The organism is Acinetobacter higginsii, from assembly GCF_000369525.1.
In the GTDB taxonomy this organism is placed as follows: domain Bacteria; phylum Pseudomonadota; class Gammaproteobacteria; order Pseudomonadales; family Moraxellaceae; genus Acinetobacter; species Acinetobacter higginsii.
The window spans coordinates 1,940,215-1,955,020 of record NZ_KB850072.1 but is presented as its reverse complement, the minus strand read 5'-3'; the positions used below and the strand labels follow the sequence as shown (position 1 = coordinate 1,955,020).

Below are 14,806 nucleotides of genomic sequence, written 5' to 3'. Positions count from 1 at the left end.
AATGACTTTGTCGGGCAGATTTTGACAGCCACTTTCAATAGATATCTTTATCGTTGACAAGTGTTATATTTTCAATAAAGATGAGATAAAAGTTTTATAAGTTAATGATTTATCTTTAGTTGTATAAAAATATTGAAGTAAAGCTAAATAATTTCAATGATTAAATTTAAAAAGAGAAATAAAGATCTTTTACGATGGGTGAAAAGTGATAAATCTGAAGAATAAGAGGGGGCGTTATGTCTGAGCTGATCGATCATGAAGTGGTCGTTATCTTTAAAAAGTATTTATATCCGCTCTCTGCCAAACTTACAGAAATGCTGAATGAGCATTTTAGTCATCAGACTGAACGTCGGGGTTGCGGTTATACGCAGGCGACGCGTGTTATTGCAGAGTTTGTTTCTCAAGTTCGGGATCCAATCGGGTTTCAGGATTTGCGTATTTTTGAAGAATACGAGACCAAAGCTTTGCGTAATATTCTTAATCAAAGCTCATCTTATGGTTTAGAGTTAGAAACATGGCGTAATTTGGATACCAATTTAAACGTCCAACAATGCTTGCAGCGTATAAACCCACAAGAAAGTTTTGCACAGAGCTTACAGCAGGAAGTTGAGTTTCAAGCCAAACTCAGAAATATTCATCAATATGCCCAACTTGAAGAAAGCAAACTGATTTGCCAGTTACTGAGTGATATTCTTCTGCCTCAGGATGCATCAGGGCAGAGTATGATTGATTGTCAGTCCTTAGAGGAAAAGCCTAAAGTCGGTTCTTGTCCGATGGCAGAGAAATTCTTCTTACGTATCGCTCATCATCGTTTATTAAGACAGGGTGAAATCAATATTTTTGTCGATGCGCAGCAACAACCGATCATGATGGAAAAGTTAAATATGGGGGATAATCATTCCTGTATCAGTTTAGTACCTTTAATGATGAATGGCGTGCGGCTACCTGCGGGCAGTTTATTTTCAGCTAGCTATGACATTGAACAGCTGCCTAAACATAAAAATAAACAATATAAGGGCTATGTGATTCCAATCACTGAAATGAATGGTTTTTGGTTTTTACGTTTAACCACGTTGGCTGTGTCACCTGGAAATCGTGCGCGTGCCTTTGGTTATCACTTTAAACAACAGGTCGATAATGGATTATTTAGACCTGATAGCACCGAATTAAGTCAACTCATGGAGATTGCCCAAGATCAAATTTATGTAGGACATCCATGCTAAAAGCCTGTTATTCACCACGCTATTATGCGCAAACGCATACCAATAGTATGGAAAAACTCACCGCTGTCGCTGATGTGTTACGTGCCCAACGGATGGTTGAACTGATCGATCCAGGCAGTATTGATGTTGAGCTGTTAAAGAAATTGCACAATCCACAGTATGTGGAAGCTTTTTTATCGGGACAGTCAGCATTTGCCACCATACAAGGGTTTAAGCCGTGGAATGAACAACTGAGAGATGCGATTTTATCGGTTCAGGCTGGACAGTTAGTTGGAGCTGAAATTGCTTTGAATGAGGGGATTGCTGCAAATATTGCCCAAGGATTTCACCATGCCAGTTATGAATCTGGTGCAGCCTATTGTACCTTTAATGGCCTAGCGCTGGTTGCTAAGCAATATCCTGAAAAACGAATCTTTGTTTTGGATTGTGATCAACATGGTGGAGATGGCACAGCTATTTTCACTAATCGTATGACCAATCTGATTAATTTTGGAATTTTTGGCATTCGTTTTGGCTGTAAGGCTAGTGAGCGCAGTTTGACCCGTTATATTCACCCCAAACAAGGTAATTTCGATTTATATCGTGAAGCGATCTTTGAGGCATTCCAATATGCTTCGCGTTGGGATACAGATTTAATTATTTATCAAGCAGGCATGGACTGCCATCAACATGATAAATACGGCTCTAAATGGTTTAGCACTGAATTATTATTTGAACGTGACCGAATTGTCTTTGAGATGGCCAAGAAAATGAAAATTCCAATGCTGTTCGTTTTGGCAGGGGGGTATCAAGCACTGGACGATTTAGTGCCATTGCATGTCAATACCTTTAAGGCAGCGAATGAAATCTATTTTCCCTAGGTAAAATACAAGACATAAAAAAACGCTCAGCTGAGCGTTTTTTCTATTTTTTACTATCGCAGTTTTGCCAACCAATCACCGAGCATTTGTACCATTTGAACCAATAGCAACAAAACAATCACGGTTAAAATCACCACACTGGTGTCGAAACGTTGGTAACCATAAGAAATCGCCAAGTCACCAATACCACCTGCGCCTACGGCACCCGCCATCGCTGTCGCACCGATGAGCGAGATCGTACCCGTAGTTAAATTCAGAATCAGAGAGCTACGCGCTTCAGGGATAATAAATTTAAAGATAATTTGCCAAGGCGAAGCACCCATTGCCTGAGCGGATTCGACAATGCCTTCATTCACTTCAAGTAACGAAGTTTCAATTAAACGACCTAAGTATGGGCCCACATAAATAGTCAAAGGCACAATCGCTGCCCATGTTCCAATTGAAGTGCCAACCAGCATTTTAGTCAGTGGAATAACGGCAATCAGCAGAATAATGAAGGGAAGGGAACGCAGTGCATTTACAATCGGGTTCAGGAAATAATAAATCGCACGATTTTGCAAGATACCGCCTGAGCGGGTAACGACTAGCGTAATACCTTGAATCAATCCCCAAATGCAACCAAACAGCAGAGAAAAGAACACCATTTGAAAGGTTTCTTGCAGTGCTGTCACAAACTGGTCGATCGAAAGGGAACTGTGCCAAAATGGAGCAGTGACTTGTGTCAGCCATTGTACAATTAAATCTCTCATTGGGTTACCAGTCCAGATTGTTCGACTTTCACGCCTTGAAGCTCAAGGAATTTTACGGTTTCCTGTATGATCGACGGATCACCCAAAAGCTGGATAAACATTTGTCCGATCACGGTACCATTAATCTCGGTCATGTTAGCAAACAGAATATTTAAGCTGACATCAAACTGTTTAATCGCAGCCTGAATCACGGTTTCCTGTGCTGAAGTGCCGAGAAACTGCAAGCTATAGATACTATTATGATGTTGATGTTCAAGATTACTTAAAATATTTACAGGTAACTGCTGTTGCAATACCGTTTGAATAAAAGTCTTGGTGGTTGGATGCTGTGGCTGACTGAAAATATCCAGCGTCGGGCCAGTTTCAATCACATGACCTGACTCCATGACCGCTACATAATCACATACTGATTCGATGACATCCATTTCATGGGTGACCATCACAATAGTAATGTTCTGTTCTTTATTAATCTTTTTTAATAGTGCTAAAACAGATTTTGTGGTCTGTGGATCAAGGGCAGAAGTTGCTTCATCGCAGAGTAAAATCTTGGGATGATTCGCCAGCGCACGTGCGATACCAACACGTTGTTTTTGCCCCCCTGAAAGCTCATCAGGGTAGGCATCTTTTTTATGTTTAAGATCGATAAACTCAAGTAGTTCAGCCAGACGTTTTTCACGTTCAGCTTTGCTATGCCCAAGTAATTTAAGTGGCATTTCAATATTTTCAGACACGGTTTTGGTCTGAAGTAAATTGAAGTGCTGAAAGATCATGCCAATATTTGCACGTTCTTGACGAAGTGTTCGCGCATCCATAGCAGTAAAGTCTTTTTGATTGATAATGACTTGCCCCTGCGTCGGGCGCTCAAGCAAATTAATCAAACGGATAAGTGTACTTTTACCTGCACCACTATAGCCGATAATGCCAAAGATACTACCGTCAGGGATCTCTAAATTGATCTGATCCAACGCATTGATCGTTTGACCTTTCAACTGATAGTGTTTCGAAATGTTTTTAAATTGGATCATGTTCGTCAGTACTATGGCAGAAAAGAAAAAACAGGCAAAATCACTTTGCCTGTTTTATTTGGGGGTATTATATTACGAATTCGCTTCTGTGAGGTAGCTTGTTGGTTTATTTACGTCAACTTTAGTACCAGCAAAGTGTTCTTGAACATATTTCTTCACTGCTTCCGTATGATAAAGCGCGCCAACTTTTTGCAATACTGCATCATCTTTACGAGATTCAGCAGTTGCCAATACATTGACATTTAATTTGGTGCTTTGATCAACTGGTTCATAGTAGATTGCATCTTTAAGAACGTTTAAACCGCCTTCCATTGCAAGTGTATTACCCAATAGAATCGCATCAACTTCGTCTTTAACACGTACAGCTGTCGCCATTTGGATAGGTTTAATCACGATTTTCTTGCTGTTTTCGATAATGTCAGCAGGCGTGCCTTTTACAGGGTCGAAGTCAGCTTTTAATTTGATTAAGCCAGCACTTTGTAAAAGTAATAAAGCACGTGATTCATTGGCACCGTCATTTGGAATCGCAATGGTTGCGCCTTCAGCAAACTCTTCAACTTTCTTTACTTTGCTTGAGTAGATACCCATTGGTTCTAAGTAAGTGGTTGAAACAGGAGCAATCTTGTCTTTATTTGCAGCATTGAATGCGACAAGGTAAGCGTAAGATTGGAATGCATTCAAATCAACTTCTTTATTTGCGGCTGCAGTGTTCATTGCAACGTAGTCTGTGAAGTTCTTGATTTCGAGTTTAAGTCCAGCGGCTTTAGTTTCTGGTAATGTTGCGATATAACGCCAAATATCAGCGTCTGAACCTGTAGAAGCGATTACAACGGTTTGTAATGCAGCAGCATCACCTTTTTGTTCGGTAGATGCGGTATCTGGTTGTTTACTGCATGCCGCAAGTAATAACACAGATACACTTAAAAAAAGACTAATCAGCTTTTTCATGTATAAATCCTAATCGGAAAAATGTCGAGAAAATCATCATTTCTCTAGCATTAATGATTGCAATAGGTTTGTATGTTGTAAATTGACATCGCACTTAAAACAATCCCTGAATTATTCTTAAAGTTTGAACAAGTGTGATAGATCTACAACATCCGAAAAGTAGATGAATATTCATGTTCCGATTCAGTATATACAGATAGGAACCAACTGTTCATCTCATTTTCAAATCAAATTTGGATTTAGCTGCAATTTGTTTTGTTAGGTTCAATATTCTAGACATTTAAAAATAATGAAAAAGAATATACAGTTAACATAAAAACAACATCTAAAATTTCGGCAATCATAGCAACAATTTATGGGCGGTTATAGTGGAACAGCTTGTACTTTGAAGCTTAATAACCTACTTGCTAGAAGATAATTATGGTCTAAGTAAATATAAATAAATGATAGTTTTATGAATTTTTCCAAAAATATAGAGAGAGGAATCAATTGAATAATAAATATATATTTTTCTGAATTTTATATTTAAATAATGAATATAGAATTCATATTTATGCGGTTTATGGAATAAAAAAGCCTTCCGAAGAAGGCTTTTTTGCTCAACAAAGCTTATTCAGCTTTTTCTCGTGCAATGGCACGGTAACCGATGTCACTACGGTATTGCATCCCCGTAAATGTGACTTGACCACAAACTTCTAAGGCATTGATTTGCGCTTCTAGCACAGTATCACCCAGTGCAGTCACACAAAGTACGCGACCACCAGCAGTAATGACATGACCATCTGTGCTCATTGCCGTACCTGCATGGAAAATCTTGGTGTCTTCTGGAGATTGACCAAGACCTGAAATCACATCGCCTTTGCGAACCGTTTCAGGATAACCGCCAGCGGCCAGCACGATACCAATCGATTTACGTTCATCCCATTCAGCTTCGCTTGGTAAATTACCTGCAATACCTGCTTCCACTAAATCAACCAAAGATGATTTTAAACGCATCATAATTGGTTGAGTTTCAGGATCGCCGAAGCGGCAGTTGAACTCGATCACACGCGGTTGACCTTGTTCATCAATCATCAAGCCAGCATATAAGAAGCCAGTATAAACATGACCATCTGCAGCCATACCGTCAACAGTAGGGCGCATTACTTCGTTCATGACACGTTCAAACACTTCTGCCGTTACCACAGGAGCGGGAGAGTAAGCACCCATACCACCCGTATTTGGGCCTTCATCACCTTCAAAAATACGTTTGTGATCTTGTGAAGTGGCCATTGGCAAAATGTTGTTGCCATCGATCATACAAATGAAGCTTGCTTCTTCACCAGCAAGGAACTGTTCGATAACAACACGTGAACCTGCATCACCAAACTTGTTACCCGCAAGCATATCGTCAATCGCAGCAAAAGCTTCTTCGTTGGTCATTGCCACGATTACGCCTTTACCTGCAGCTAGACCGTCCGCTTTAATTACAATAGGTGCGCCATTTTTTTCAACGTATGCTTTTGCCGCATCCACTTCAGTGAAAACGTCATAAAAAGCGGTAGGAATGTTGTGGCGTTTTAAGAAATGTTTGGCAAATGCTTTAGAGCCTTCAAGCTGTGCAGCGTACTGGGTTGGGCCCCAGATTTTTAAACCTGCTTCACGTGCTGCATCTACCACACCATTGACTAATGGTGCTTCAGGACCAACAATCACCAATGCAATATCATTTGCTTTTGCAAATGCGATGATTGCTGGATTGTCTAGAATATTAAGCTCTACGTTTGTACATTTGTCTTCTGTTGCCGTGCCTGCATTACCCGGTGCAACGAAAACTTGAGTGACTTTTGCATCTTGTGCGATTTTCCATGCAAGTGCATGTTCACGGCCACCGCTACCCAAAACTAAAATATTCATTATTAAGTTATTTCCCTTTTTCAGTATCTAAGAATATACCTGTTCAGAATAAAAAAGTCCCTCTGAATCTCCCCCAGACCTCTCTTTGATAAAGAGGGGAGCATACTTTTTAATTTTAGTAAAAAAGTAAGTCCCCCTTTTTATAAAGGGGGATTTAGGGGGATTGCGTTTGAGACTCAAATCATTTAGTGACGGAAGTGACGCATGCCTGTGAACACCATGGCAATACCAGCTTCATCCGCTGCTGCAATGGTTTCTTCGTCGCGCATTGAACCACCTGGTTGGATAATACATTTAATACCAGCCTTAGCTGCATTATCAATACCATCACGGAAAGGGAAGAATGCATCAGATGCCATTACCGCACCTTCAACCACTAGACCAGCATGCTCCGCTTTAATCGCTGCAATACGTGCTGAGTTGACGCGGCTCATTTGACCAGCACCTACACCAATCGTTTGACGGTTTTTGGCATAAACGATTGCATTTGATTTCACATATTTCGCAACTTTCCAAGCAAAGATCAAATCATCAATTTCTTGCTCAGTTGGTGCACGTTTGGTCACAACTTTAAGATCATCTTTGGTGATCATGCCTAGGTCTTGGTCTTGAACCAATAAGCCGCCATTCACACGCTTATAGTCAAGTTGTGCTGCACGAGCGTCAATTGCTGGGAGCTCACCACACACCAACACACGTACATTCTTTTTCGCACCGGTGATTTCAAGTACGCCATCCGCAATGCTTGGTGCAATAATCACTTCAACGAATTGACGATCTACAATCGCTTGTGCAGTCGCAGTGTCCAATTCACGGTTGAATGCAATGATGCCACCAAATGCTGATTCAGGATCAGTTGCATAAGCAAGATCATAAGCTGCTTTGATACCATCCAATGAAACTGCAACGCCACAAGGGTTGGCATGTTTAACGATGACACAAGCAGGCTTCGCAAATGATTTCACACATTCAAGCGCTGCATCGGTATCTGCAATATTGTTATAAGAAAGTTCTTTGCCTTGTAATTGCTTCGCAGTAGAAACAGATGCTTCTTGAGCTGTTGCTTCAACATAAAAAGCCGCATTTTGATGAGGGTTTTCACCATAACGTAAATCTTGTGCTTTATTCAGTTGGGTATTGAAGGTACGCGGGAACAGATCCGCTTCGCCTTCAGTTTTGCCAACGCGCGCGCCTAAATAAGAGGCGATCATGCCATCGTATTGTGCAGTGTGCTCAAATGCTTTTACCGCTAAGTCGAAACGAGTTTCGTAAGAAAGCGCACCATTTGCTTTTAATTCAGCAACGACTGTGTCGTAGTCAGCTGCATTCACGATAATGCCTACTGAAGCATGGTTCTTCGCAGCGGCACGAACCATCGTTGGACCACCGATGTCGATATTCTCGATTGCATCTGCAAGTGAACAGTTTGGTTTTGCTACTGTGGCTGCAAATGGATACAGGTTTACAATCACTAGATCAATCGGATCGATGTTGTGTTCTTGCATCACTGCTTCGTCCAGACCACGACGCGCTAAGATGCCTCCATGAATTTTAGGATGTAATGTTTTTACACGACCATCCATCATTTCAGGAAAACCTGTATGTTCAGAAACCTCTACTACGGCGATATTGTTGTCTTTAAGCAACTTATATGTACCGCCCGTAGATAAAATTTCTACCCCTAGAGCTACAAGATTTTGAGCGAATTCAACGATTCCGGTTTTATCAGATACAGAGATTAAAGCACGTTTGATAGTCATGATTTTAGTCAACAGTTTGAAGTCTACAGATTAAAAATAAAAGGCAAAAAAAATGCCCACGAGAACGTGAGCATTTTATCAATTATTCACTCATTAAACCGTGAGCTTTTAACTTTTTGCGTAAAGTTCCGCGGTTAAGGCCTAAAATCTCAGCGGCACGTGTTTGATTACCGCGAGTATATTCTAAGACCACAGATAAAAGAGGTTTCTCCATTTCTGCTAAAACCATGTCATAAACTTGAGATGGTTGCTCACCTTGCAATTGTGCAAAATAATGACGAACTGCGCGATCTACATGGATGCGAAGAGCGACATCAGATTGAGCCGTAAAAATAGGAGATTTGCTATTCATGCGTGTTAATCCGAAATATCAAAATATCACTTGGGTAAAGTGATATAAATGTGGTCTAAATTACTGAGCCCCGTTTTAGATCCTAAAACAGTGACTCTAAAACAAAAGGACTATTAGCTTGCCACAAATCCTCGAGCTGTGTAAAAAATAAGCGTAACAATAGTTAAATATTTGTTACCGCCTACTTTTAAAAACAAAAAAACCAACAATGCGCTTATTGGGTAAAAGCACAGTTCGTTTAACGATTTTATTGTCTATAAATTACGAGGAGTAAGTAGGTCAAGCATTCGTGGCGCGTATCATACCACTGTCAGCGAAAAAGTGAGCAAATTAACTGCACTTTTTTTTGTTTTTTTGTCACTTTTTTGAGCTTTTAGGGCTGTACAAATTCTAAACTATAGTCATTGAAGCTATTTTTACTTTTTGGAAGGGTAAATTCGAAGCGAAAAGGGCTGTTGGTTGGAATGCGTTGAATCGTTTTTAAACTGTCAACTAAATAATCTTGTGGTTTGAGCATTACGTTAAAAACGGCTTCGTCGTTTTGTTTGAGCACGACTTTAATAGGAGGCAGTGCCACGCTGTTCTCATTATGATTTAGAAGCACACCTGAAAAAACAGTAGCATCTTTTTCTCCACGCTTAATTTTTACTTTTTCAAAACTAAGATATTTATATTGTTCATCACTGGTTTTGCACGAAAAAATGCCGCAAGCATAATTAAACATCTGATTCAAGGCTGGGCTTTCATGCATCAGTTTTGGGTTGAACCATAAAATCTGAAAAGCAAATACTAAAATTAAAGCAATATTACCGAGCCCCCAAAGCGTGTAATACAGCCAACCATGTTGTTTATCATTATTCTCATGGTCAATTTGTAAAGTATCTTCAGACAGATTTAAATTAGGTAAGGCAGTAACAGGCTCGGTATTGAAATAATTGAGGTTGTTGAGATAGGTCAATAAATCAATATTTGAGTTTTCAATTTTCTGATCAAAGATGCTCAAAATCTGCATTTGTTTTTCTGCAAACGAGCTGTCAGGTTGAATTGAAGAAAAAAGTGAGCGATTGACAGGTGTCGGAATCGCTTCACTATCTGTTTCTAATAAGTTGGTTAATGCATTAAAGTTAATGACACATTTCGGACAACAAACCATACCCTGTGCAACACTGAGTTGTGAAAGGGTCACTTTGTACACAGTTGAACATTTAGGGCAGCGGGTTTGTTTTTCACTCATAAGTAACAATGTTCTCAAATTGTTGTTTTACGTTTTCCTGAAATGCGACACCAGTTTTCTTCACGCTTTTCGATCTCTAATATATCAAAAAACTGTGAGTAAACACTAGAAACATCAGCAACTTGCTCTTCGATTACACCTGCAAGTGCGAACTCGCCCTCATTTTTTATTAAAGTTGAGAATTCAGGCGCAAGTGCCATTAATGGTGCCGCTAAAATATTGGCGACAAGGACATCTGCTTGTTGTGGTTTAAATTCTTGATCAAACTCTTCGGGTAATCCTACAGAAAGACGATCCAGTACACCATTTAATTCTGCATTTTGTTTGGTCGCAAGTACCGCTTGTGGATCAATATCAGTCGCATAAACTTTTTTAGCGCCGAGTAATAAAGCCGCAACACCTAAGATGCCTGAGCCACAACCATAGTCGATCACAACTTTGTCTTTAACATCAGTTTTACCTAGCCATTGTAAGCATAAGAAGGTACTTGCATGGTTTCCAGTACCGAAAGCAAGACCTGGATCTAGCTTAATATTGGTTGCATCAGCTTCAGGTGGTTCTAACCATTCTGGTACGATCCAGTATTTTTCACCAATTTGAATCGGTTCATAATAATCCATCCATGCACGTTCCCACACTTGGTTTTCCAAGTATTCATGGCGCATTGGTACATCTGGAAGTTGTGCTTTTAAGAAGGCTTCTAAAGTATCGACATCAATTGGGTCATCTTCTTCTTGTTGATAAATCCCTGTGACGATGACTTTATTCCAAAGTGGTGTTTCACCTGGCAATGGTTCAAGTAAGGCTTGGTCTTCAGCATCATCTAAAGTTACGCTCACCGCGCCTAATGACAGGAGTAATGTTTCGGTCAGTTCGACTTGGTTTTGATCAACAGTAATATGAATTTGTAGCCAGTTCACAGGAAAACCTAAATAAATGTATTTGTGCTTATTGTAATGGATTCGTGCTTGTTAAAGGGATTATAAAGTAGACAGATTACAATTTTAAGATGAAATATTTTGTCCTCATGCAATCTATTATATTGTTTTTATATAAAAGAAGGCCAAATTAGGCCTTCTTTTATGTCATTTATGCATTAAGGTGCAGTCTGTTCGACATCAGGTGCTACTGGTGGTGCAGGAGCGATAGCGGGTGATTCCATAGGTGCAGTGCTATTGTCTGCTGGTGCACTACTGACTGGGCGAGGTGCCGATTGCGTTTCTGAGAGACGACTTTGAGTCTCAACGGCAGCATTAGATGCAGGTGTTGGTGGTTGGAATGCTAACTTACCAGCTTCATTAGGCTCACATGAACCATTGAAAACAACGCCTTTAAATGCAAATGAAACTGGATCACCTTGTTTTTTGCCTTTACAGACCTGTTGATATTTCTTGGCCTGTTGGTCTTGGCTTGCTTTGGTATCTGCATGCGCAGCTACGCTAAAACATAGACTACAAATTAGAGATGAAAATAAAAGCTTTGAGTTCATATCATTGTCCTAAAGTATTTTTTATACACTTTTTAGGATAAGAAACTGGGCAGATAAAACAGTGGTGTTCAAGTTAATAGTGATGAATCGCTGTGTGCAGTCTAAGAGGAAAATGCAACATAAGGTTTCTTTTTGTATGTTCTGTAGTCAGAACAGGGGCTTGCAAGCCTCAACAATCTTGACTGTTTTTGGCAATTTAATGCAAAACTCCTGTATAATGCTCTGTCATTTTTTGAATACACATTTACCACTATGCACTATCCTAAAGTTTACGACGTTATCGTAATTGGCGGCGGTCACGCTGGTACGGAAGCAGCACTTGCTGCGGCACGTATGGGAAGACAAACATTATTGTTAACGCATAACATTGAAACTTTGGGGCAGATGAGCTGTAACCCAGCGATTGGTGGTATTGGTAAATCACATCTTGTCCGCGAGATCGATGCACTCGGTGGTGCAATGGCACTCGCAGCGGATAAAGGTGGTATTCAATTCCGTATTCTAAATTCTCGTAAAGGTGCAGCTGTGCGTGCAACACGTGCGCAAGCGGACCGTGTACGTTATAAAGCAGCGATTCGCGATACTTTAGAAAATCAAGCGAACTTGGATATTTTCCAGCAAGCTGCAGACGACTTAATTGTTGAAGGCGATACTGTTAAAGGTGTTGTGACCCAAATGGGTATCCGTTTTGATACCAAGACGGTAGTATTGACGACAGGAACTTTCTTGGGTGGGGTGATTCATGTCGGCTTACAAAATTCAAGTGGTGGTCGTGCAGGTGATCCACCATCAATTGCTTTAGCGCATCGGTTACGTGAACTTAAATTACCCGTTGGGCGTTTAAAGACAGGTACTCCGCCTCGTATTGATGCACGCACAGTTGATTTTTCTGTCATGACACCACAACCGGGTGATTTCCCATCGCCAGTGATGTCGTTTATGGGTGATGCATCTATGCACCCTGAACAAGTGAATTGCTATATCACGCATACCAGTGAAAAAACCCATGAAATTATTCGTGGCGGTTTAGATCGTTCACCAATGTATACCGGTGTGATCGAAGGTGTTGGCCCACGGTATTGCCCATCAATTGAAGATAAGATCCATCGTTTTGCCGATAAAGATTCACATCAAGTGTTCTTGGAGCCAGAAGGCTTAGATACCCATGAGCTTTATCCAAACGGCATTTCGACTTCATTGCCATTTGACGTGCAGTTCAATTTGGTTCGTTCAATTCGTGGTATGGAAAATGCGCATATCTTGCGTCCAGGCTATGCGATTGAATATGACTATTTCAATCCACAAGCATTGAAATTTACACTTGAAACCAAAGCGATTCAAAATCTGTACTTTGCGGGTCAAATCAACGGTACTACAGGTTATGAAGAAGCGGGTGCGCAAGGTTTACTCGCAGGACTCAATGCTGCACGTCGTGCTTGGGAACAAGAAGAGTGGACACCAAAACGTGATCAAGCTTATATGGGTGTTTTGGTTGATGACTTGATTACACTCGGTACCAAAGAACCGTATCGTATGTTTACTTCACGTGCGGAATACCGTTTGATGTTACGTGAAGACAATGCCGATCAGCGTTTAACATCAATTGGTCGTGAACTTGGCCTAGTTGACGATGAGCGTTGGGCTGCATATAGCGAAAAAATGGAAGCGGTTGAGCGTGAAACGTCTCGTTTACAACATTTGTGGGCGGCACCGAATAACCCAATGGGTAAAAAATTCGTTGAAATGACGGGTGCAGATCTCAGTAAAGAATGTAGTGCGATCGATTTGCTGAAACGTCCAAATATCAATTTTAGCCAAATTGCTGAATTAACAGGTTCAGAGGTGTCTGAGCATGTGGGTGAGCAGATTGAAATCGCCGTGAAATACGAAGGCTATATTAATCGTCAGCATGAAGATGTTGCTCAATTAAAACGTCTTGAAGAAACCCGCATTCCTACTGATTTTGAATATGATGGTATTTCAGGTTTGTCGCGTGAAATTACTTTGAAATTAAAAACAGTTCGCCCTGAAACCTTAGCGCAAGCAAGTCGTATTCCTGGTGTTACACCAGCAGCAGTTCAGTTGCTGATGATCACGATCCGTAAAAACAATATGGCGAAAAAGTCGGCATAATTGCCTCCTTCGTCTATTGTCGTTAATGTTAAAAACACCCTTTGTAGAAGGGTGTTTTTTTCTGCTAAGCAAATTCTGTTTAATTGAAGGCGATGAGTAAATGAACAATTGGATAATTTTATTCATTGCGATTACTGCAGAAGTGATCGCGACCTCTGCCTTAAAAAGTAGTGAAGGTTTTACCAAACCAGTTGCTTCCATCGTGGTTGTAGTGGGTTATGTGATTGCATTCTATTGCTTGTCTCTAACCTTAAAAACGATTCCTGTAGGCGTTGCTTATGCGATTTGGTCTGGTGTTGGGATCGTTTTGATTACGACCGTGGCTTGGTTTGTATTTGACCAAAAACTAGATATTTGGGGAATTATTGGGATTGTCTTGATTATGAGTGGTGTGTTGATTCTCAATTTACTGTCTAAAACCAGCTCGCATTAACTTTGTCACAATAAAACCGAGTCATGCATAACTCGGTTTGAATTAATCTTCTACTTCAACGTATTTATAACGCGACCTCAATCCCTTGGCGTAAATTCTGCTGATCAAATTGTGTATTGGCATCAATTTGGGCATAGGCTTTTGGTAAGAGGCGGCGTGCTACGAGATTCACTCTTTTTTCCAGCCATTTCGGCATGTTGATCGCCAATGGATTAGTTTCTGTGACCGATACATCAGTCATCACTCGCGTTCCCATAATGTAATCAAACCATGGTTTAGTCACACACCAATTGGCATTTTGATTGCTGGTCATGTGATGATCATAATGCCAAGGAATTCGTTTTTTAGCGAACTCTGGATCAAGGTGTGATTTGGCATGCACTTTCCAATAATTCCAAATGCTATAGTACAAACCTGCGGTAAAGAACGGTGCAACGGGTAGAAAAATGGTGGATGCAGCTGCTAGGCCGATGAGTGCCGATTTTTCATTGTACATCTCAGAATTTTTAAACATCGACTCCGCATAGCCTGCATCATGAAAGCCATTTAAGCGAGCACGTTTGTGATGTGCAATATGGGTAAAGAACGGACTGTTTCTATTTTTGCTTGGAAATTCGTGTAACCAGACTTTGTGGAAATACCACTCCATACCATTTGCGACAAAAACGCCTACTGGAAAACCGATCATGCTTGGATTACCTCGT

14 protein-coding genes are annotated in these 14,806 nt (G+C 40.5%); 4 read left to right on the top strand and 10 right to left on the bottom strand.

Translation table 11 applies throughout. The features are described 5' to 3' along the window. Window positions 1–236 precede the first annotated feature (236 nt). Entirely contained in the window at window positions 237–1,223 is a 987-nt protein-coding gene (locus F902_RS15315; RefSeq protein WP_005204801.1) for a hypothetical protein, read from the top strand. After that, on the top strand, window positions 1,217–2,083 hold the full coding sequence (locus tag F902_RS15310) for an arginase family protein (RefSeq protein ID WP_005204799.1): 867 nt from the start codon (window positions 1,217–1,219) through the stop codon (window positions 2,081–2,083). Before F902_RS15315 ends, F902_RS15310 begins: the two co-directional genes overlap by 7 nt. A gap of 53 nt (window positions 2,084–2,136) precedes the next feature. Here F902_RS15310 and F902_RS15305 read toward each other — a convergent pair whose 3' ends face one another. The 9 genes from F902_RS15305 to F902_RS15265 form a co-directional block, all read right to left on the bottom strand. Then, window positions 2,137–2,832 (bottom strand): methionine ABC transporter permease, encoded by a 696-nt coding sequence (locus F902_RS15305; RefSeq protein WP_005204797.1) that lies wholly within the window; start codon window positions 2,830–2,832, stop codon window positions 2,137–2,139. Next, window positions 2,829–3,857, bottom strand: a complete 1,029-nt coding sequence (locus tag F902_RS15300) for a methionine ABC transporter ATP-binding protein (RefSeq protein ID WP_005204796.1) — start codon at window positions 3,855–3,857, stop codon at window positions 2,829–2,831. The genes F902_RS15305 and F902_RS15300 overlap by 4 nt, the downstream gene beginning before the upstream one ends. Window positions 3,858–3,929: 72 nt before the next feature. Beyond that, window positions 3,930–4,805, bottom strand: coding sequence for a MetQ/NlpA family ABC transporter substrate-binding protein (locus F902_RS15295; protein WP_005151915.1), 876 nt, complete (start codon window positions 4,803–4,805; stop codon window positions 3,930–3,932). Between the two features lie 609 nt (window positions 4,806–5,414). Then, window positions 5,415–6,701 (bottom strand): phosphoribosylamine--glycine ligase, encoded by a 1,287-nt coding sequence (gene purD, locus F902_RS15290; protein ID WP_005204793.1) that lies wholly within the window; start codon window positions 6,699–6,701, stop codon window positions 5,415–5,417. A gap of 185 nt (window positions 6,702–6,886) precedes the next feature. After that, on the bottom strand, window positions 6,887–8,461 hold the full coding sequence (gene purH / locus F902_RS15285; protein ID WP_005204791.1) for a bifunctional phosphoribosylaminoimidazolecarboxamide formyltransferase/IMP cyclohydrolase: 1,575 nt from the start codon (window positions 8,459–8,461) through the stop codon (window positions 6,887–6,889). 82 nt (window positions 8,462–8,543) lie between these two features. Next, window positions 8,544–8,813: a DNA-binding transcriptional regulator Fis gene (fis, locus tag F902_RS15280; protein ID WP_001086304.1), complete on the bottom strand. Its 270-nt coding sequence runs from the start codon at window positions 8,811–8,813 to the stop codon at window positions 8,544–8,546. A gap of 373 nt (window positions 8,814–9,186) precedes the next feature. After that, window positions 9,187–10,047 (bottom strand): DUF3426 domain-containing protein, encoded by an 861-nt coding sequence (locus F902_RS15275; protein ID WP_005204788.1) that lies wholly within the window; start codon window positions 10,045–10,047, stop codon window positions 9,187–9,189. A gap of 14 nt (window positions 10,048–10,061) precedes the next feature. After that, window positions 10,062–10,967 (bottom strand): 50S ribosomal protein L11 methyltransferase, encoded by a 906-nt coding sequence (gene prmA / locus F902_RS15270; RefSeq protein WP_005204784.1) that lies wholly within the window; start codon window positions 10,965–10,967, stop codon window positions 10,062–10,064. A gap of 176 nt (window positions 10,968–11,143) precedes the next feature. Then, complete coding sequence (locus F902_RS15265) at window positions 11,144–11,536, bottom strand: hypothetical protein (protein ID WP_005204781.1); 393 nt, start codon at window positions 11,534–11,536, stop codon at window positions 11,144–11,146. A gap of 252 nt (window positions 11,537–11,788) precedes the next feature. Here F902_RS15265 and mnmG point away from each other — a divergent pair, with 252 nt between their 5' ends. Both mnmG and F902_RS15255 read left to right on the top strand, forming a co-directional pair. Beyond that, window positions 11,789–13,669, top strand: a complete 1,881-nt coding sequence (gene mnmG / locus F902_RS15260) for a tRNA uridine-5-carboxymethylaminomethyl(34) synthesis enzyme MnmG (protein WP_005204779.1) — start codon at window positions 11,789–11,791, stop codon at window positions 13,667–13,669. A 100-nt stretch (window positions 13,670–13,769) separates the two neighbouring features. Continuing rightward, a complete protein-coding gene (locus tag F902_RS15255) occupies window positions 13,770–14,102 on the top strand; it encodes a DMT family transporter (protein WP_005204777.1) in 333 nt (110 codons plus the stop codon). A gap of 64 nt (window positions 14,103–14,166) precedes the next feature. Here F902_RS15255 and F902_RS15250 read toward each other — a convergent pair whose 3' ends face one another. Beyond that, window positions 14,167–14,790, bottom strand: coding sequence for a sterol desaturase family protein (locus tag F902_RS15250; protein ID WP_005204776.1), 624 nt, complete (start codon window positions 14,788–14,790; stop codon window positions 14,167–14,169). Window positions 14,791–14,806 lie beyond the last annotated feature (16 nt).